This is a genomic window from Bacillus sp. BB081 (assembly GCF_008368895.1).
GTDB lineage: Bacteria > Bacillota > Bacilli > Bacillales > Bacillaceae_G > Bacillus_A > Bacillus_A wiedmannii.
In genome coordinates this window covers 61,216-80,621 of the sequence record NZ_QOZX01000095.1, presented here as the reverse complement: position 1 = coordinate 80,621, position 19,406 = coordinate 61,216, and the positions used below count along the sequence as shown (strand labels likewise).

Sequence of the window (19,406 nt, the reverse complement as noted above, 5' to 3'; positions counted from 1 at the left end):
ATATGATTATTGATTATATATCTTATTTCATTAATTGTAAAATGTTTCTAAATAAAAAACCCTGTAATTTTGTTGTTCAAAATTACAGGGTTTCTCTACTTTATATTTCTTATACAAACTTTGTACTATTTTGCAACTACATCTTGATTAGTTTCAAAGCCTTTTGTTTTTCCCTCTTTCATTTCATAATAATAAGAAGGTAATTCTATATTATGTTCTAAAAGGTAATCCTCAATCAATGCAATAATCACTTTCAATGTTTTCAAACGTGCGTATAATTTATCATTGCTTTCAATAATATGCCATTTCGCATTTGGCTTATTTGTTTTTTCAAACATGTCTTCCATTGCTTCAACATACTCGCCCCATTTTTCACGGTTACGCCAATCTTCATCTGTAATTTTCCATCTTTTCAAAGGATTGTTCTCTCTATCTTTAAACCTCTTTAATTGTTCATCTTTACTAATATGATAGAAAAACTTCCCGATTATATAATGATCATCTGTTAATAGTTTTTCAAAATCATTAATCTCATCATACGCTCTCGTCCACTCTTCCTTTGTAGCAAACCCTTCAACACGCTCAACTAACACACGTCCGTACCATGAGCGATCAAAAATAGTAATTTGCCCGTACTGAGGAAGTTTTCGCCAGAAACGTTGCAAGTAATGGTACCGTTTTTCATGAGGTGCTGGTGCTCCAATTGGATTTACTTGAAACCCGCGCGGATCAAGATGTTCAGTCACTCGCTTAATCGCTCCGCCTTTTCCAGCCGCATCCCAGCCTTCCATAACGAGCATAACAGCGATTTTTTCTTCTTTTACAATTTGCTGCAACGCCAATAAGCGCCTTTGATATTTTTCAAGTTTCTTATTGTATTTAGATTTCGATTCAATTCTTTTCGTCAAATCTACTTTAGCAAGATGTCCATTTCCCATAAAACAATTCCCCCTTGTTGTATGACAATATTATCTTAACATACTTTTGGTAATTTTTTCATATCACAAAAAACTGTCATGATCGTCATGAATATCACCGGAATTAAGAAAACAACATATAGTTTTCCTTTTATAAATAAATACATCGTTCCAATCCATAACGCAATTGCTGCAGGCAATTGGTTAGCCCAAGAGAAATATATCCATCTTATTCACAAAGAGAGACTATATTTTTTACAATTGAATTATGGTATACCTTCTCAAAAAAAAGAAGATAATAACAAATAAATTCGTTACAGAATGGGAGTACTTTAAAGATGAAACGAAAAATACTTTCTCTCTTTACACTAATCTGTTTAGCACTACCAATACAAGCTAGTGCATACACATTTCACTCACTACCAATTGAATCAAAGTCTAAACAGTGGTATATCGAAATTGATAAATCCCATAACGCAAACAAGCAAGCAGCGCAGCCAAAACAGGGGGTATACGATACATATCGCTTACTCGTAAAAAACATCGGTAATGACGTGTCAAACGTAGCTGTAGAAATAGTTGATAACACTCCTACCTCTAAAGCTACTTTTAATCCTACTACATTACATAACAACGTTTCAAAAAGTCAGACAAGCTTTGACTACATCGTATTCCCTTTAGACTTTAATAGCCATAATTTTAAAGTCGTCATTACTTGGGAAGAAAAAATTTTCTCATACAACGGTCATCCGGTAAATGAGGGGGAACAAATGAAACAAACATTTGTGTTTAATGAAGAATAAGCCCTAATTTGATTAGGGCTTATTCTTCATTTACAAAACCAGATTGAATCGCTTCCGTCACTTCTTCTGTAATTTCTAGTTCTGTTGCTTCCGTACTAATTTTCTTGTCCCAAATATGTACGGAAGGCTTTTCGTTACAAAGATGTTTTATTAATACTAGTTGGTTATATGTTAGCTTATTTTCTCTATGGGTGGCGATATAGACTGTGAAATTTTTTGCTTCAAAGACCTTTTCTTGCAAAATATATTTGTTGGCCAACTCCTTTACTACTATATCTTTCAAGTTCTCTATAATCATATAAGTCGTTTCCCCTTCCCTTATATCATCAATCAAATCGTCGAATACTTGTTACACATAACGCTATTCCAATTGTTACAAGTACTAAAATAGCTAGTGTTATAATCGTTATCTCGCCACCTATGACAGTAGCTAACCAGCCTACAACCACATAACCTAGTGGTAATAAAGCAAATGAACCTAACATATCAAGGCTTGCAACTCTTCCAAATGCTTCTTCTGGCACAAGCTCTTGTAAACTTGTTTCCCAAGTGAGTCCAAATATCATCATACCGAACCCTTCAATTGCCATTAATCCAATTAAAGCAGGGGCCCAAGCAATAAACGGCATTATTAATAGCGCACAACCACTTATTAAAACACCACCATAGGCAAGTAATCCCCGCTTATGCCATCGTTCCCTACCGCCAAATATTAGCGCGGCAATTACAGCTCCAACACCAGAGGATGCCATTCCTAATCCATACACGTAAGCTTCAAAATGATGATGAACATTAAATAACCATGGAATTAATACGACGATAATGCCGGCATAACAAATGTTTACGAAAGAAAAAACCAAAATTGTAATCCATAGCCACGGATGACTTTTTAACACTAAAATACCTTCCATAAACTCTTGTTTGTAATCGACCTTTCTCTTTTCAATGGGTTTTACTTTTTTAAACTTTATTTCACTTAAAAATAATAAACAAAAAAATGATAACAAATACGTTACCGCATCTAATCCAAACCCTATCCCAGCAGATGCAACTGAAACGATCAATCCTCCAAGAGCCGGTCCAATTAGTCGTATACCTTGATTACTCATTTGTGTTAATGCATTAGCTGCGTTTCGAATTTCTGGTACAAATACTTTTGCTCTTACAGCTGAATACGCTGGCTGAAATATGCCTTCCATAAGTCCGTAAAAGGCAACGAGTACATATAAAATTGTAATTGTTAATAAATCCATCAATATAAGCGTTGCAAGTAATAGCATCAATATACAGCGGATTATGTCTGTTAATAACATTAATTTTACTCGGTCAATTCGATCTACAACTAAACCTGCAAACGGTAAAGCAAGAATATTTGGTAGCATGTACATTGCCATTGTCATCCCCATAACAACTGTTGAACCCGTTAACGAATACACAACGACTGGTAAAATTACCATCGTTATAGAACCAATTGTCCAATCCACAAAAACTTAAAATGCCGTGATACTCTAACTGGCAACAATAATTTACCAACATACCCCAAAGCTTTTTCTCTTTGTACTTCCCCTTGCATTTCTCTCTCCTCTTTTCAAATGATTATAGACTTTATAATATATCACTAAAAATTCCTAATATTCTTTTTTAATTATATAAGAAACCATTATGTTATGGTAAAATTATCAAAATAAATATAAAGGAGAATACATTGTTATGCCTCAAAATTCTCATAACATCGAGCACCGCATCTATACAATGTGTATGATCCAGCGAAATAATGAAGTTTTACTTATAAAACGCCCCGATCATCGAGGTTTTCCTGGCTACATCGCTCCTGGCGGAAAAGTAGATTTCCCAGAAAGTATCGTTCAAGCTGCTAAACGAGAAGTAAAAGAAGAAACTGGATTACTTGTTTCAAATTTAACTTTTAAAGGATTAGATGAATACGTAAATCCGAAAGAAAATGTTCGATATATGGTATTTAACTATTGGACAGATTCATTTGAAGGTGAACTCCTTTTGAATCCTCCTGAAGGCGAATTATTATGGGTAGCAATCGATACAGCACTAAATCTTCCTATGCAAAATTGGTTTAAAGAGAGATTCCCATTATTTTTTGAAAAAGGTACGTTTGAAATTCAACGTGTTTGGGACCGAGACTTAGATAAACAAGTTGCTATGACAATTACGTATACGTAAAAAAGGCTTGGTATCTCTCCAAGCTTTTTTTACTTTCCTTCTATTTTCTTAATCTCATAATCAATTTCTAAAAACTTAACTCCAAATATCCACATTCTATGGTTAGCTTCTAATATGTGATTCGTGTTCTCTTTTATAATAAAAGTCTCTACTAACGGTAAACGAATTGTAAAGAAACGAGTATGTAAATACATCCCCTCATCTCCTTTACCATTTCTTCTCAGCTTACTAGTAATGATTAAATCATTACTCTTATTACATAATTTTAAAACCCCCGTCATATTCGAATATGGTAAAGGTAATGCAATATTCATATATGTCTCGCTCTTATATGTGTGCTTTGAGTAAAAAGCTACAAAAATAGATTCTCCTGCTTCATTTTTTCTTAGCCAAGCCCTTACATTCTCCCTTCCATCTTTCTCATCTATTATCCCAACGATAGAGCCATGCATCGTTTCCCACTTACCGCCCATTCCTAAATGTATTTGTCCTACACGCTTACTCATTTTCTCATAGCAAAATGCAACCGGACGAAACCAACGAGCCCACTTAATATGCGATTGTAACTCATACTCTTTTGTATTTTCATAAAAACGAGTAATACTTAAAGGAATCTTCGCCATGTCAAATCCCTCACTATGAAAATCGTTCATATTATCAACTAAACCTTTGTATTCCTTGCTATCTATTAAATTTTTGTTATGTAAAAATGCTTCCCCAACTGTCGCATTTCCTATTAACCTGCTCATTGGTTTCCCGTAATGTTTATGATTCGGAGCACTCTTTTCAATCATCCAGCCGACAAATGCGGGTAACGCTACTCCAATTCCATTGGCAACACCATGAATCCAAACCATTTGAGCAATTGTAATCGTCATTACATGTTTCAAATTCCCATATGAATATATAAGTGAAAACATAATTGTTACCATGAGTGTACTAGACGATATGATCAGAAGCATCTTTGCACTAATAGCATTAAATTTCGTACGCCAAACATAAATCCCATAACTATAAATAGCACATAAATATAGAAAAACTGCAAAAAATTCAAATACTCTTGAGTACGTAATTCCTATTGCAACTGTCATAGGTGAAATGACGATGATAAACATAATAGCATCATACACTTTACTTCTCTTTTCTCTTTTTCTCCCAATTAAACCAACTGATAACGGCAGTAGAAATGCCGAATAATGAAAATGTGCAGCGGTAAGCAAAACAATGTCAGAACTAAAGTGCATAATGGAGAGTTTTGCTACAGAAGCAAAAAACCAGAAACCACCTAAAAACAAATACATAAACGCACTATCGATAGCCGTCTCTTCTAACGGTTTCCATCCTCTTTCTAGTAATCTACTTACACCAAATAACGCAACAATTCCTGTATATACAAACCAAAGTAATGCAAAGAAATAGTGATTTGTTACGAAAGCTAGCATTGCACTAATTGCTGCGATTGGATATAACAGCGATACAAATTTATAAAATAATACATATGATCCATTTCTTGTTTTCTTATCAATGATGCAAAATGACATCGGTATAAATAACAAAATAGATAATAAAATAATTGCTTCAACTGGGTTTACATTTGACCACTCACATATTAGAAAAATAATATAACAAGCTATCCCAACTATTATATTTTTCATATCACTTATTTCCTCTCCACAAATGTTCCCTTATATGAAAATAATGAACCAATTAATACATTGCGCACTTGTACATGAATTCGAAAACATTGTAGTGTTTCATCATAACTTTCTACAATTTTGGCGTCTCCGTATAAAAACCTAGGTAACGGTACTTTTCTTCCAAACATAAAAAACCATTGTTTCTTTGAAGAGATATGCATCCCGCCTTTTTCATCAATATAAAAATTCAATGTAGAAACGAGTAAATGTGGCTCACCAAAACAATCTACAATTTCATTATTCTCTTCATCCAACTGCATAACAGCGTTAAAGTATCTTTTCTTATTATGAAAATAAAAAGTACGATTCCACCGCACAAGTTCATTTCCATGTTCATCTCGCTCAGCTGTATTATGTATTGTAAATGGCACTTCCTTCCCCCGTTCAGAGAAAAACATTCGAAACTTCGATGCAATTTTTAATATCAATTTTACGAAAAAAGAACCTCCGTAAATTTCATCCATCTTTCCTTCTCCAGTAAAGCTATTTTCTTCTGTAATCTCATAGCGTTTCTGTAATTTTGGATGAAGTTTTTTATAAGAATCCCCTAATAGTCTTTCATAAATATTAGCCATACATTATCCCTTTCTCTTCCTCTTGCAATTTTTTGAGCTTGGCAAATTCGTGCTATTTATATAACCGACAATTGATAACCCCATTAGTAAAATATTTAATGTAATTGGATTAAACGGCTCTGTAAAGCTTGCGACATTCGTAAATCCTGCCGCTATCGTTAAGGCTATTAACATAAAAATATGTACGACAAATACTTTTCGTTTTGGAAATGGCAACAGCCATAGGACACCAAAAATAATTTCTAATAATCCAATTATTTTAAGTACAAAAATACTATATTCCGTTGAACCAATTATCACAGATAGCATTTTTACTTCTTCTGAATGAGTAAACACTAGTTTCGGCACTATTCCTTGATACATCCATACAAAAGCAAACAAAAAACATACGAGCCAATATGTCATTGTTCTTCTAATTAGTAATCTCGGATGAAGTCCCTTTTCTAACCATGATTTTAAAGCATCAAAACTCCAAGCAGTCGCCCAGCCTAATAACGGACGAAACATATAGAAATCTATTACATTTCCTATACGACCAAACCTCGTATCGTAATCATATTGCGTCTCAAAATGAATGTGTTCTTTACGCGGTGTATACTTCCAATAACCACGCCCTATTTGAATAAGTGATAATTTATTATCTGTCCAAAATTTTAAAGAAGAAATCCGTTCCCCCGTTTCTTTTCTTATTTCTCCTATCGATTCCCCTTCACCAGCTATTTCAAGTCCTAATCCAATTTTAGTTTTATATAAAAACTTCTGCGGTTCTCCTTCTTTTTTCTCTAAATACGAAATTTCAGTAAAGCGAGCATCCCATTCTGTATGTATATCGGGTTCCTGTGTATATCCCCATAATTTTTCCATTGTTGTGTTCATTTCTGCCGAAACATAAATAGGCTTTTTCCCCTTCATTCTTCCACCTCCTATACACTATAAACTTAATGTACATGCAATGAATTTATTTTGCTACAGTTTTCACAAACTACTTCAAGAAAATAAAGAATTTTTAAAATTTATACAAAACACTTGATTCCCCGAAAAATTTAAATTATTATAAAACAAATGTTACCAACAACTTCATAAATCAAACACTCTCGCCTAAAACGTGAGATAGAGGTTGCGATACTTATGATTATTCTAATGGAGACACAGAGATGTCTATGAAATTAGATGAAAGGAAGTATTGCCGAAATCGATAATTTTCTCTGCATTTATCGATTGGGGCTGTTTTCGAATAGAAACAGAACTGTCATATGTACAGCAGTGTATGTATGAAGAGCTATCTACAAAAAAGAGATATCATTTTTATGGTATTCCTTTTTTGGCGGTTTTTTTATTAGCTCCGTTTTCTGTTTCCCTTTTCCTGTAACAGCACCATCCTCACTTATTTGAGATGGTGTTTTTTGTTTTTCTCTGGTAACTACAGGAATATTTGGATCTATATATGTCCTAATCTATTCTTAAAAATGGATGAAAGAAGGAATTCGTAATGGAAACGATTGTACAAAAATTTGGTGGCACTTCTGTTGGAAGCGTTGAGCGCATTCAACATGTAGCAAATTTAATTATTGAAGAATATGAACGAGGGCATAGCATCGTCTCTGTCGTTTCAGCAATGGGAAAAAGCACAGATGAACTCGTAGCACTTGCTAACGCGATTTCAGAAAATCCGAGTAAACGCGAAATGGATATGCTTCTATCAACAGGAGAGCAAGTTACTATTTCATTATTAACGATGGCACTACAAGCAAAAGGTTATAACGCGATTTCATTAACAGGATGGCAAGCTGGTATTACGACAGAATCTGTACATAGTAGTGCACGGATTACTGACATTCATACAGATCGAATTCAATCTTATCTTACTGAAGGTACGATTGTTATTGTAGCTGGCTTCCAAGGAGCCAGTAAAGAACATGAAATTACAACGCTTGGACGTGGTGGTTCTGATACAACTGCTGTTGCATTAGCTGCTGCACTGAAAGCAAAAAAATGTGATATTTACACGGATGTGACCGGTGTATATACAACGGACCCACGAGTTGTAAAAGATGCTTATAAATTAGATGAAATTTCTTATGACGAAATGCTAGAACTAGCAAACCTCGGTGCTGGTGTATTACACCCGCGTGCTGTTGAGTTTGCTAAAAATCATAATGTCATGTTAGAAGTTCGCTCAAGTATGGAACAAGAAAACGGAACAATTGTAAAAGGAGAATGTAACATGGAACAACAATCAATCGTTAAAGGTATTGCATTTGAAGATAATATTACACGCGTCACAATGAAAGGATTGGAACAAAGTGCACTTTCAACAGTTTTCTCTACATTAGCAACAGCACATATTAATGTAGATATCATCATTCAAAGTATTACAAATGAAGGAACTGTTCACCTCTCCTTCTCAATCCATTCTAATGATTTAAAAGAAACATTAGAGGTATTGGAACAGAATCAAGAAACACTTCACTATGAATCTGTAGAATATGAAAATCATTTAGCAAAAGTATCCATTGTAGGATCTGGTATGGTCTCTAATCCTGGTGTTGCTGCAAATATGTTCACTACTTTAAAAGAAGAAGATATTCATATTAAAATGGTAAGTACATCAGAAATTAAAGTGTCTGTCGTTATTGACCGCCTTCATTTAGTAACAGGTGTCGAGGCACTGCATCAATCATTTATGGCGAAAATTGAGCCTTTAGTGCAGATGAGTTAATTTCCACCGGTAAAACTTTAAAAAATATATGAATCTATTTCCTTCCTATATCAATAGAAACAGGGTAGGACTGTTTTGTGGGAAAGTCGAAGTTATTCTATCGAATAGCAATTACAGTATCAAATTCTTGAAATGATAGCATTCACGAAATAAAGTTCTCGCATATTTCAATAGTAAAGGGTTTACGAAGTGTTATTCGTTAACAAGATTTTATATACTATGCCCGAAAACACCTTGTCACATTTTCCTACACTGTGACAAGATGTTTTTTGTTTAGAAGAGATTTTAGTATAATTATGAGGATAATCAAATAATAAATTTATACATAAAAGGAGATAAAAACTATGGCAAACAACCGATTACTACGAATGGACAATGTCAGCATCGTTGTAGAATCACTTGATAACGCAATCTCTTTCTTCGAGGAGATTGGCTTGAATCTCGAAGGGCGAGCTACTGTTGAAGGTGAATGGGCTGGTCGCGTAACTGGACTCGGTTCTCAGTGCGTAGAGATTGCTATGATGGTTACGCCAGATGGCCATAGTCGAATTGAACTTTCGCGATTTCTCACCCCACCTACTATAGCAGACCATCGGACAGCTCCTGTAAATGCCCTCGGTTACCTGCGCGTCATGTTCACCGTTGAAGACATTGACGAAATGGTATCCAGACTGACTAAGCATGGTGCTCAGCTCGTTGGCGAAGTAGTTCAGTATGAGAACTCGTATCGACTCTGCTACATTCGTGGAACCGAAGGAATTTTAATCGGCTTAGCGGAGGAACTCGGTAATAAATAAGTAATGTTTTATTAGACGTCTTTACTGAAGTAAAAATATTTGAAAGAACTTTACGCTTAATAAAACTTAGATTTTGAACCCCGTCCTAGCTTTAGAGCGGGGTTATGCTTGTTTGAACTTTTTAACATACTATCAACATCCCGAAATCATTATAAAACAATTCAATTACTTGTTATACTCTTTCCTAGGAAATATAACCGACTCTTCTCACTTCTTATCATATATATCTTTTCTTGTGAACTACCCACCACTTAGTATCTCTTACGAGCTTACTTGAAGTAGGGGCTTCTCGGTTCATCGCTACTTTTGATAGCTAACGAATTTGTCCTAGGACAGCCGAGCTAACTCCCTTGTTCCAAAGGTTATTTTATTACTATTTATGCCAACACTAATAAGCGGATGGCTTCCTTTTTGATATTGATCGCTGCATTATAATCACGGCCAATTGTGAGTCCACACAAACACGCATACGTGCGTTCACATAACGGCATTTCTTTTTTATTTCCACAATTACTACACATCTTTGTAGAAGGAAACCATTTATCTATTTTTACAAGCTGTTTTCCTTGTTCTTGTAGCTTATATGCTAAAAATGTCGTGAACATCCTCCAACTGTTATCCGCTACACTCTTACCAAATCTAAATGCTCGTGACATTCCTTTCATATGTAAGTCTTCGATTGCTACAACGTCAAAACTCGTAGCTAATTCTTTAGACTTATGATGAAGAAAATTTTCACGTTGATTGGCGACCTTTTCATGCAATTTCGCTACACGAATACGTTGTTTATTCCAGCGCTCTGAACCTTTCACACGTCTTGCTAATACTCGTTGTGCCTTCGCTAATTTCTCTAACATCTGACGATAAAAGCGAGGATAATTGGCTTTCTCATCTTCGCTACTCACATACAATTCAGCCATTGCGAAGTCTAATCCAACTACACTTTGTACTTCTTTTTGTACAATCTCTTTTTCATATTCAGTCAAGACGGACACATAGTATTTACCAGTAGGTGTCATCGAAATCGTACACGATTTGATGATATGTTTTGGTGGGATTTCTCTATGTTGCTTCAGTTTTACCATTTTCAACTTTGGTAATTTGATATAACCATGAAATAACATAATATTTCCGTTTACTCGATTCGTTGTATAGGATTTTCTACTTTTTTTACTTTTGAATGTAGGGAAATCACTTTTCCCACTAAAAAAATTCTTATACGCAGTTTGCAAGTTTAATTGCGCGTTGGCCAATGCCAATGAATCAACTTCTTTCAACCATTCATACTCTGTCTTATATTTCGCAGGAGTAGGGAATTTTTCTTTCTTTAGTTCTTCCTTGTTCTCTTTATATTTTTCATATACTTCTTTTCGTTCAACTAACATTTTGTTATACACAAAACGTACACACCCGAATGTTTTTCGTATAAGATGTGCTTGTTCTTCTGTTGGATACAGACGAAATTTATACGCCTTATTCTGCTTTGGCATATCCATTCACCTCATTTTCCGCTTCATTTTCCATAAGCTATGACGGTGATCACACAACCTGAACACTACAAGATTATTTTCTATTTTCATTGTTATACCAAAATTCCACTCTTATAAGACTGATTATATCAGAGGCGAAATAAATAGGAAAACCAAACTCATTCTCTTTCTCAAAATCCTCATCTTCATCAATATGTATTTTCTCTTTCAAATTTTGGTTCCCTTTTATTAACTCATCGAGCGTAACATTATACATTTCACTCAATAAAATCAAATTTTCAATATCAGGGCAACTTTTATCATGTTCCCACTTACCCCGCTTTAACAGGCAGTAAATCTCATCAAAGCTTTTAAGCACAAACAAGGCAGCCAGATGCGATTAACTGCCTATAAAAGCCCGATTGGTTCAACTAATAATCAGTAGGATAAATCGCCCACTGATTAAAGTTTCACTTTATATACCGCTTGCCTCGTTATACCAATCTTTTTAGCAACATCTTCCTGCGAAAACCCTTTTGACTCTCGTAATCTTTTAAGTTGTTGTCCTAAGCTCATAACGTCCCCTTCTTTAACAAATTATGACATAATAGGAGATAAAAAAGAAAGAAACTATTGGTAAAATCCACTGTAAACCATTCGTTTACACAATAAAAAAGAGAGAATAACTCTTTGAGCTATCCTCTCTCTTCTATTAAAACAGATGAATGTTTTCTTTCTTGCAAGCTTCACGTAAATCGTCAGGCCATACAGAAGATTGAACTTCACCAATATGTGCTTTACGTAAGAAGTACATGCACATTCTTGATTGTCCAATACCACCGCCAATTGTTAACGGTAGTACGTCTTCTAAAATACCTTTATGGAAATCGTACTCACGTTTGAAGTCTTCACCTGTTTTCGTTAACTGCTCATCAAGTGATTTACTATCAACACGAATTCCCATTGATGATAATTCGAATGAAGATTGTAATACTGGGTGCCAGAATAAAATGTCACCGTTTAATTTCCAATCATCATAATCAGCTGCGCGTCCATCATGCTTTTCACCTGAACGAAGTGCATCACCAATTCCGATAATAAAGACTGCACCGTGTTCTTTCGCAATTGCATGTTCACGATCTTTCGGTGTTAATTCTGGATATTTATCTTCTAGTTCTTGGGAAGTGATGAAAACAATTTCTTCTGGTAAATACTTTCCAAGGAACGGATACTTTTCAAATAAGTGGTCTTCTAAATCTTTGAATATTCCATAAATTGTTCGTACTGTTTCTTGCAAGTAATCTACAGTACGCCATTCTTTTTGAACGATTTTTTCCCAATCCCATTGGTCAACGTAAATGGAATGTGTTGCATCAAGTTCTTCATCACGACGAATCGCGTTCATGTTTGTATATAAACCTTCACCAGCTTCATATCCATATTCATGTAAAGCAAATCGTTTCCATTTCGCTAGTGAATGCACAATTTCTAATTCTTCTCCTGAATGTAACATATCAAACTCAATTGGACGTTCTACACCATTTAGGTGATCGTTTAATCCTGATTTTTTCGTTACGAATAATGGTGCAGATACGCGGAATAGTTCAAGGCGTTTTGCTAATTGATCCTCGAAAAATGTTTTAACTTCCTTAATTGCGATTTGAGTCTCTCTTACTGTCATTAATGATTGATACATGGTGGTTTCCTCCTAAAATGTTTAGATGTTGTGAAAAGAAGCCAACAAAAAAAGCCCTTCTTTCCCAAAAAACTGGGACGAAAGACTTTGGTTCCGCGGTACCACCCAAATTAGCAACAGAGGTTGCTCACTTATACAATACGGAGATGAAATATCTCGATACTGTTCTTCTTGTAACGGCGAAGTTCCCGGCTAAGTCTACTTTCCTCTAAAGGATTTCGGTTAGCAACTCCAGGAGGTTCTTCATAATAGGCTTCGTATCAGGCTCACACCACCCCTGACTCGCTTAGACTACATCCTACTACTACTCGTCCTTTCATAGTCGTTTTGTTGTCACATCTCTGAAACATTTTATTAATGATTATTCTATACAAAAAATAAAGAAAGTCAACAAAAATTTAAAAATATTTTTCAATTCTTTATTTTACGGCTTTATTGATTGTTTTCAATATAACGTCTTCACTTCTTTTGTCTTGTCAATCCAAAAAACGTTTCACTAACCGAAACTAACATATACACAACAAGTAATGTAATCGTTCGAAATATAGAATCCGCAGTATTTCGTATTATTTTCATTTTCTTTGTAATTCCTTTCAGTTTACTTGCAAATTCGTGTTATACTATAGCATTCAAGCAGTTTATTTTTACTTAAAGCAATCATAGTCATTTATAAAGAGTATGTTCTAAATCATTGACTATTATCAAATAAGATTTTTATATAACGGAGTGATCATATGAGTAAAACGAAAGCAAAACCGAAAAAAGGTGTAGGACAAGGTACAGGAAGTAAAGGATGGAATCGTTGGCAATCAAGTGCAAAGAAAAAGGCAGCTGCCAAGCCATATAAAAGTAAAGGGACTAAAAAATAAATTCTGTATTATCTCTTTACTTTGTTCAAAACAAATTATAATTATTACACTAAAAAAGCTATGCTCTCATACATGTGAAAGCATAGCTTTTTATATTAAATCATTAAAATATCTCGTATTTCTTCCTCCGTGATTGATGATAATTTCTCTTCTCCCGGCTCAATCACTTCAGCGATTAAATTTTTCTTACTCTCTTGCAGTTCATGCATTTTTTCCTCAATTGTTCCGTGGGCTACTAATTTTATAACTTGTACTGTATTTTTTTGTCCCATTCGATATGCTCTATCAGCTGCTTGTTGTTCAACAGCTGGATTCCACCATAAATCGTATAATATAACCGTATCAGCACCCGTTAAGTTAAGACCCGTACCACCAGCTTTTAAAGAAATGAGAAATAGATCCCCTTCCCCCTCGTTAAACCGATTACATAGCTCTACACGTTCTTGTGATGGTGTACTCCCGTCTAAATAAAAGTATGGAATCGCTTGACGATTTAACTCACGACCAATAATAGACAGCATCTTCGTAAATTGAGAAAAGATTAAAATTCTCTTACCAGTACTTCTGCATTCCTCTAGTATCTCTAATAGTTGTTCAAATTTAGCTGAACTACCCTTATAATCATCAACGAATAAAGCGGGATGATTACAAATTTGTCGCAATCTCGTTAAGCCAGCTAAAATTCTAATTTTATTTTTACGTAACGTATCTTTATCTAAATGTTTTAACGTTTCTTCCCTTAATTTCGCTAAATAAGCAGCATAAAGTCTCTTTTGATCTGGTAATAACTCCGATGACTGTAAGTGCTCTATTTTATCTGGAAGCTCCTGTAATACGTCTTCTTTTAATCGTCTTAATACGAAAGGTTTTACGCGCTTCGCAATATCTTCACGCCTTAAATCACCGAATTCTTTTCTTCCTGGTAATAATTCCGGAAATACGACATGGAAGATAGACCATAGCTCTTCTAATGAATTTTCTACAGGCGTTCCCGTTAACCCGAAACGAAATTCAGCTTGAATTGTTTTCACTGCTTTTGCAGTTTGGGTTGTAGGATTTTTAAACGCCTGTGCTTCGTCAAGAAACAGTGTATGAAACGGCCTCGCATACGATCTTATATCTCTTCTCAGTAATGGATATGACGTAATTACGACATCAAATTCCACTATGTCTTTTAATATTTTTCGCCGCTCCGTTTGATTTCCATCTGCAATAATCGCTCTAATATGCGGGGCGAATTTTTTCAATTCACTAAACCAATTATAAACAAGAGAGGACGGTGAAACGACTAATATAGGTAGTTTCTTTTCTCGAATTTCAGGCAACACAGAATCTATGTAAGCAATACTTTGCAGTGTTTTTCCAAGTCCCATATCATCTGCTAAAATACCGCCAAAACGGTAATAGGCGAGTGTTTTCATCCACTCAAATCCGTATACTTGATACTCTCTCATTACAGCATTTAAAGTTTGCGGCACTGTAAACTTTAATTTTTTCGGATTTTGAATGCTTTCTACTAAATCTTGAACAGACTCATCTAAACTTAAAACATTACCTTCGTGAAGTCCGTTCATCCATTTTACACTCCGGATAAGCGGAACGTTCACTTCTTCTCCGTGTAAAAACTCTTTCCGAATACCCGATTCTTTCACAAACTGATTAATTTCATTAAATTCTTTGCTCTCTAGTGATAATAAGGAACCATTCGCTAATCGGTAATATTTGCGTTTCTCTTCAAGAGCCACTAATACACCTTTAATTTCTGCTTCCGGTATTCCTTTTATATCAAAACGAAATGATAACCAATCAATTCTTTCTTTTCTTCTCACTCTAATAAGTGGTGCTGTATCCCCTTTATGAATACGTAATTTAATTGCTGTCGTCGCATAAATATCAACTAAGCCTTTTAACGAAGGAACGACGTGATATAAAAAGTTATACTCAGCCTCTTCATTATGCATAAAGTAACCACCTTCTGTTTTCGCGAAGGCACTTTCACTCATAATGTCTAAAATCTCTTTTTCCTTTTTCTCATCACGATTAAAAACAGACGGCTGTCCGTCTTCTTCTAACGGATTGATCATGACGTTTCCATAATGAAATTCAAGACCTGCTAACAAACGATTTTTCACTCGATCTAAATACAGTTTTGCTTTTAGCGACGGCGTTTCAACACGATCTGATATTACTTCATCAATTCGTACCGTTCCAAGTTTCATTAATCCTGGCACAACTTTGGCTACGAAATGTTCCATCTTACTTTCAGGAATATAAAACTGATTGCTATTTGAGCGACTCATCATCTTTTGTAATTCAATAAGTCGCATACAATCTTCCATAGGTAAATGATATAATTTCCCATCGTAAAGAGCGTTGTTATACATTTCCATAACTTGAACAAGATTTAGGCCGTCTATATGAAGTGTGAATCCACCATTATTTCCTTTCGTAAACTCAAAATGTAATGGCAATAAACCGTTTGAAATTTGTAAGCCCTGAAACTGTTGTTCATTTTGTTTCAGCTGTACATACTCAACTTTAGAAAGTGAAGAGAGCATATCTTTCCACGAAGCTGGCGGTATGAATATCATACTTTCATCTTGTTTCGCATGTACTTCTAACGCATCTTCATACATTTTTTCATTATGATACATTTTAATAAGCTGCTGAATAACCGCATCCGTTTCTTGCCTGAAGCTATGTACATCTGGTGTGTATGTAAATTCATTAGAACAATGAAAAGCCTCTCTTTTTTCCACTTTAGAAAGAAATTCTCTAATATGATTTATAAAATATGTTTTCGCAAGTTTTAACTGAATTCCAAGAAGGGCCCCACCACTTTTCGTAGCCACTGGTGAACATATAAAAGCAACATCTAATATTTCACGTGTATCAAAACGGTGTTGTTTACTTTTTGGCCTAAGTGTTTTGTCTGCAAACAACTGAAACATCCCGCTCGTTAATTCGGCATTCCCGCTCATTTTTTCACTACTTGCAGGGGGCATGACGCCCGTTTGCTGGTTATAATTTATTTGTATCAGTACGGCTGCAACATGTTGACAGTACGTTTGAAAAGACGCTAATGAAGGGCAACTACATCTCGCAACTACATCACCTTTTTTAGCTTTTTCTACTGTAACATGAAAATCTTCATTCCCTTTTACCGTCGCCTCACAAATTTCTTTCGTTTCATCATAATGATTCACAATTACTTTATTTGCTTTATAATAAGCTTCGCCTCTTTTATATGAGGTCTCTCCGCATACTTCTTTAATAATCGATTTATTTAATGTAAAACTCATTGTTTTGACACTTCCTTAATGTAAAACCATTTTCTCTTACTTAACATTTTACATGCTCTACGAGAAAATATAAAATATTGATTTAACAAAAAAAGATGCTTATTTATAAGCACCTTCTTCACTCTATCTCCATCAACCTTTTCGCCTCAAAATATAACACCTGAATAAATTTCTTCGTATTAATTCGTATATGGCCAGAAGTCGCTATTTCATCCTTTGTCATTTCTGTCATTCGTTTTCTAACTACAGTGAAATCAAAAAACTTTGGGGCATAGCTTTCAAATTTCGGATTTGAAAAATCTGTTAACCCTAAAGAGGCCAAATGATTTAACGACTGATAAATCGCTCTGCGCACTCTTTGTTCAGATGCTTTTTTCTCTTTATCAATATCCGTATCTAAAGCTTCATCCCCTAATTTTTTTATCGTAATATAGTGAAAAATATCTTTTAACGCAGGAAAGCCAAATTCAAATGTTTGCGCCTTTTCTTGCCCATATAAATATTCCAGCATACTAAGTAAATCTTTACTTCCGTTCTCTCCCGCAATACCGAGTTCTGCTAGTAAGAAGCGTCCTGAATCTGATATCTTTTTTCCCTCTTGCACTGTTTCACTACGCATTTGCGGCTTTTCCCACTGAAACACATTATTTAATGATTTTTGAATGTCATATATAGAACGTTCCAGACGAATACGCTCCATCACTTTTCGTACAACAGATATTACTTCTATTTTGTTTAGTGGTTTCGTAATATAATATTCTACACCAAGTGTATACGCCTCACCGATGAGCTGTTTCGATTCAACTTGGGAAATCATAATAATTTTCCCAGTAAATGAAGACGCTATATGGCGAACTGTTTCAATGCCGTCTCTCATTGGCATTAATAAATCAATAAATAAAATATCTACTTTTTTATAATTTAGCTGTTCTGCTTCAATAAACGCTCCATCTTCCGATTCTCCAATTACTTCCCCAAGATCGCCATCCTCAATAATTTGCGAAAGCATTGAACGGAAAACTTCATCATCATCTACAATATAATAAAACAAACCTATTCCCCTTCCCGCTTTAAACTGCACTCCGGTAAACAAACGATAAACTTACACCCTTTTCCTGTTTCATTGTCTTCTAACCTTACTTCTCCGCCGAGCTCTGTTACCATTTCGTGTATGTAAGAAAGTCCAATACCTGTTGACGGTGTTCCTGTTTGATCATACTTGGAAGTAAACCCTGGCTTAAATACTAATTTCTTATACTTTTGTGCAATACCAGGGCCATCGTCAATTACTTCAAAGATTACATGTTGCTCTCGTTTATATAACTTAATACGAATGAGGCCTCTATCTTCAATTGCTTCCACTGCATTGGCAACTAAGTTATTAAAGATTGATAGCACTGTATACACGTGATATGCAGCGTGTTCACCTTCTATATGTTTTGAAAAACGTATATCTTTCCCTAGCATTTCAGCATATTTCTCATTTATTCTTACGATCATTTCTGTAAGCTCATGTCCTTCTACATACTCAGCCACATTTTTATCTAATAACAATTTAGATAATCCTGCAAAAATTCTTTGATTATCCTTTTTTATTTCGTGCACTTCTCCTGCTATTTTCAATGCTGTTTTACTACTGGAATCATCATCTGTCTGTAAATTTCGATATAGTTGATATGCTTCTTGTGTAATCAATTCTGCATTTTGTAACGTTTTTTTCAAGTGAACAGATTCTACATATAAATTTGAAAGGTGCATGAACATTTTTTCATTTTCTTTTCGGACTTGTGACTCTTTTAATTTCGTTTCATATAAAATCATCATATTTAAAAAGCCAAGTGCAAAGAAACTACGAAAAATAGCAATAATAATTAATTTATTCACTTCAGAAACTGTTATCGTTGTACCGAGTACTACCATATGATAAATCGCAAGTTCTGACATACTTGCGATAATTTCAATTGTAATTCCAAGGCACCCAATAACGATTGGTTTCTGATGAAACTTATTCACCCTACAAAGTGAAAAAAGACTTCCATAAATAACATAATAGAAGAACACAGGATAGCGCAAATAAAATGATTCTGTCATATGAAATGAACCTTGCATGATCCAATCAAGGCATACACGGAATAAAACGACACATATACCGACAAGAATACCTGCAGCCGCTGCTGGTATTCTTCTTAAAAATAATAATAAAAAAAAGAAAAGCGGTGTCCCAAAGCTAACGCGAAACGTATCGTTAAAAGGATGAAAATTAAGCTCTCCAGCAATCGGAACAACAACCATTAATATAATTAAAAGGGATATATCTTTCTTCCATAATTGATTCCAATTCAAAGGTGCCACTTCCTATACTTTTT

The 19,406-nt window shown here is 34.8% G+C and carries 16 protein-coding genes, 3 pseudogenes, 1 riboswitch and 1 other annotated feature; of the genes and pseudogenes, 5 read left to right on the top strand and 14 right to left on the bottom strand.

All coding sequences use genetic code 11. The features are described 5' to 3' along the window. Positions 1-125 precede the first annotated feature (125 nt). On the bottom strand, positions 126-938 hold the full coding sequence (locus tag DN394_RS26550) for a polyphosphate kinase 2 family protein (RefSeq protein WP_149294406.1): 813 nt from the start codon (positions 936-938) through the stop codon (positions 126-128). 71 nt (positions 939-1,009) lie between these two features. Further along, a pseudogene (locus DN394_RS26545) lies at positions 1,010-1,144 on the bottom strand (carbon starvation CstA family protein); the annotation flags it as partial. A gap of 111 nt (positions 1,145-1,255) precedes the next feature. Between DN394_RS26545 and DN394_RS26540 the strand changes: the two are divergent. Continuing rightward, complete coding sequence (locus tag DN394_RS26540) at positions 1,256-1,720, top strand: hypothetical protein (protein WP_000823321.1); 465 nt, start codon at positions 1,256-1,258, stop codon at positions 1,718-1,720. Between the two features lie 19 nt (positions 1,721-1,739). Here the strand turns inward: DN394_RS26540 and DN394_RS26535 are convergent, their stop codons facing one another. Both DN394_RS26535 and DN394_RS26530 read right to left on the bottom strand, forming a co-directional pair. Beyond that, the gene (locus tag DN394_RS26535) at positions 1,740-2,018 is read right to left on the bottom strand and encodes a hypothetical protein (RefSeq protein WP_097917597.1); all 279 of its coding nucleotides are present in this window, start codon (positions 2,016-2,018) and stop codon (positions 1,740-1,742) included. 28 nt (positions 2,019-2,046) lie between these two features. Beyond that, positions 2,047-3,293 (bottom strand): annotated as a pseudogene (locus DN394_RS26530) (MFS transporter). Between the two features lie 137 nt (positions 3,294-3,430). On the opposite strand from DN394_RS26530, the gene DN394_RS26525 reads away from it, so the two are divergent. Then, entirely contained in the window at positions 3,431-3,916 is a 486-nt protein-coding gene (locus DN394_RS26525; protein WP_149294405.1) for an 8-oxo-dGTP diphosphatase, read from the top strand. A 29-nt stretch (positions 3,917-3,945) separates the two neighbouring features. On the opposite strand, the gene DN394_RS26520 is transcribed toward DN394_RS26525, so the two are convergent. From DN394_RS26520 to DN394_RS26510, 3 genes are read right to left on the bottom strand one after another with little or no spacing between them, the layout of a single operon-like run. Continuing rightward, positions 3,946-5,571 carry a YndJ family protein gene (locus tag DN394_RS26520; RefSeq protein WP_149294404.1) on the bottom strand — a complete coding sequence of 542 codons (1,626 nt, stop codon included), beginning with the start codon at positions 5,569-5,571 and terminating at the stop codon, positions 3,946-3,948. A gap of 5 nt (positions 5,572-5,576) precedes the next feature. Beyond that, positions 5,577-6,188 (bottom strand): DUF4166 domain-containing protein, encoded by a 612-nt coding sequence (locus DN394_RS26515; protein WP_046959052.1) that lies wholly within the window; start codon positions 6,186-6,188, stop codon positions 5,577-5,579. A 3-nt stretch (positions 6,189-6,191) separates the two neighbouring features. Next, positions 6,192-7,100 (bottom strand): DoxX-like family protein, encoded by a 909-nt coding sequence (locus tag DN394_RS26510; RefSeq protein WP_149294403.1) that lies wholly within the window; start codon positions 7,098-7,100, stop codon positions 6,192-6,194. 191 nt (positions 7,101-7,291) lie between these two features. After that, a riboswitch (Lysine riboswitch) is annotated at positions 7,292-7,478 on the top strand. Positions 7,479-7,677: 199 nt separating this feature from the next. On the opposite strand from DN394_RS26510, the gene DN394_RS26500 reads away from it, so the two are divergent. Together DN394_RS26500 and DN394_RS26495 are read left to right on the top strand one after the other, a co-directional pair. Then, the gene (locus tag DN394_RS26500; RefSeq protein WP_149294402.1) at positions 7,678-8,907 is read left to right on the top strand and encodes an aspartate kinase; all 1,230 of its coding nucleotides are present in this window, start codon (positions 7,678-7,680) and stop codon (positions 8,905-8,907) included. A gap of 344 nt (positions 8,908-9,251) precedes the next feature. Further along, positions 9,252-9,704, top strand: coding sequence for a VOC family protein (locus tag DN394_RS26495; RefSeq protein ID WP_000002878.1), 453 nt, complete (start codon positions 9,252-9,254; stop codon positions 9,702-9,704). A gap of 377 nt (positions 9,705-10,081) precedes the next feature. On the opposite strand, the gene DN394_RS26490 is transcribed toward DN394_RS26495, so the two are convergent. The 4 genes and pseudogenes from DN394_RS26490 to asnA form a co-directional block, all read right to left on the bottom strand. Then, positions 10,082-11,194, bottom strand: coding sequence for an RNA-guided endonuclease TnpB family protein (locus DN394_RS26490; RefSeq protein WP_149213650.1), 1,113 nt, complete (start codon positions 11,192-11,194; stop codon positions 10,082-10,084). Between the two features lie 118 nt (positions 11,195-11,312). After that, a pseudogene (locus tag DN394_RS26485) lies at positions 11,313-11,552 on the bottom strand (helix-turn-helix domain-containing protein); the annotation flags it as partial. An 83-nt stretch (positions 11,553-11,635) separates the two neighbouring features. Beyond that, positions 11,636-11,749: a helix-turn-helix transcriptional regulator gene (locus DN394_RS26480; protein WP_088092057.1), complete on the bottom strand. Its 114-nt coding sequence runs from the start codon at positions 11,747-11,749 to the stop codon at positions 11,636-11,638. Positions 11,750-11,885: 136 nt separating this feature from the next. After that, complete coding sequence (gene asnA / locus DN394_RS26475; protein WP_149294401.1) at positions 11,886-12,869, bottom strand: aspartate--ammonia ligase; 984 nt, start codon at positions 12,867-12,869, stop codon at positions 11,886-11,888. A 70-nt stretch (positions 12,870-12,939) separates the two neighbouring features. Continuing rightward, positions 12,940-13,198, bottom strand: a binding site (T-box leader). 405 nt (positions 13,199-13,603) lie between these two features. Here asnA and DN394_RS26470 point away from each other — a divergent pair. Beyond that, a complete protein-coding gene (locus DN394_RS26470) occupies positions 13,604-13,738 on the top strand; it encodes a DUF3934 domain-containing protein (protein WP_000047588.1) in 135 nt (44 codons plus the stop codon). Positions 13,739-13,833: 95 nt separating this feature from the next. Here the strand turns inward: DN394_RS26470 and DN394_RS26465 are convergent, their stop codons facing one another. The 3 genes from DN394_RS26465 to DN394_RS26455 form a co-directional block, all read right to left on the bottom strand. Continuing rightward, the gene (locus DN394_RS26465; protein ID WP_149294400.1) at positions 13,834-17,040 is read right to left on the bottom strand and encodes a DEAD/DEAH box helicase; all 3,207 of its coding nucleotides are present in this window, start codon (positions 17,038-17,040) and stop codon (positions 13,834-13,836) included. Between the two features lie 118 nt (positions 17,041-17,158). Beyond that, positions 17,159-18,091, bottom strand: a complete 933-nt coding sequence (locus DN394_RS26460) for a response regulator (RefSeq protein WP_097917590.1) — start codon at positions 18,089-18,091, stop codon at positions 17,159-17,161. Positions 18,092-18,093: 2 nt separating this feature from the next. Continuing rightward, positions 18,094-19,392, bottom strand: coding sequence for a sensor histidine kinase (locus tag DN394_RS26455; protein WP_179953667.1), 1,299 nt, complete (start codon positions 19,390-19,392; stop codon positions 18,094-18,096). Between the last annotated feature and the right edge of the window lie 14 nt (positions 19,393-19,406).

What these genes read in the sequence shown, in the direction of transcription:
- DN394_RS26550 (WP_149294406.1), bottom strand. Translation starts at nt 938, where the DNA reads ATGGGAAATGGACATCTTGCTAAAGTAGATTTGACGAAAAGAATTGAA.
- DN394_RS26540 (WP_000823321.1), top strand. Translation starts at nt 1,256, where the DNA reads ATGAAACGAAAAATACTTTCTCTCTTTACACTAATCTGTTTAGCACTA.
- DN394_RS26535 (WP_097917597.1), bottom strand. Translation starts at nt 2,018, where the DNA reads ATGATTATAGAGAACTTGAAAGATATAGTAGTAAAGGAGTTGGCCAAC.
- DN394_RS26525 (WP_149294405.1), top strand. Translation starts at nt 3,431, where the DNA reads ATGCCTCAAAATTCTCATAACATCGAGCACCGCATCTATACAATGTGT.
- DN394_RS26520 (WP_149294404.1), bottom strand. Translation starts at nt 5,571, where the DNA reads ATGAAAAATATAATAGTTGGGATAGCTTGTTATATTATTTTTCTAATA.
- DN394_RS26515 (WP_046959052.1), bottom strand. Translation starts at nt 6,188, where the DNA reads ATGGCTAATATTTATGAAAGACTATTAGGGGATTCTTATAAAAAACTT.
- DN394_RS26510 (WP_149294403.1), bottom strand. Translation starts at nt 7,100, where the DNA reads ATGAAGGGGAAAAAGCCTATTTATGTTTCGGCAGAAATGAACACAACA.
- DN394_RS26500 (WP_149294402.1), top strand. Translation starts at nt 7,678, where the DNA reads ATGGAAACGATTGTACAAAAATTTGGTGGCACTTCTGTTGGAAGCGTT.
- DN394_RS26495 (WP_000002878.1), top strand. Translation starts at nt 9,252, where the DNA reads ATGGCAAACAACCGATTACTACGAATGGACAATGTCAGCATCGTTGTA.
- DN394_RS26490 (WP_149213650.1), bottom strand. Translation starts at nt 11,194, where the DNA reads ATGCCAAAGCAGAATAAGGCGTATAAATTTCGTCTGTATCCAACAGAA.
- DN394_RS26480 (WP_088092057.1), bottom strand. Translation starts at nt 11,749, where the DNA reads ATGAGCTTAGGACAACAACTTAAAAGATTACGAGAGTCAAAAGGGTTT.
- asnA (WP_149294401.1), bottom strand. Translation starts at nt 12,869, where the DNA reads ATGTATCAATCATTAATGACAGTAAGAGAGACTCAAATCGCAATTAAG.
- DN394_RS26470 (WP_000047588.1), top strand. Translation starts at nt 13,604, where the DNA reads ATGAGTAAAACGAAAGCAAAACCGAAAAAAGGTGTAGGACAAGGTACA.
- DN394_RS26465 (WP_149294400.1), bottom strand. Translation starts at nt 17,040, where the DNA reads ATGAGTTTTACATTAAATAAATCGATTATTAAAGAAGTATGCGGAGAG.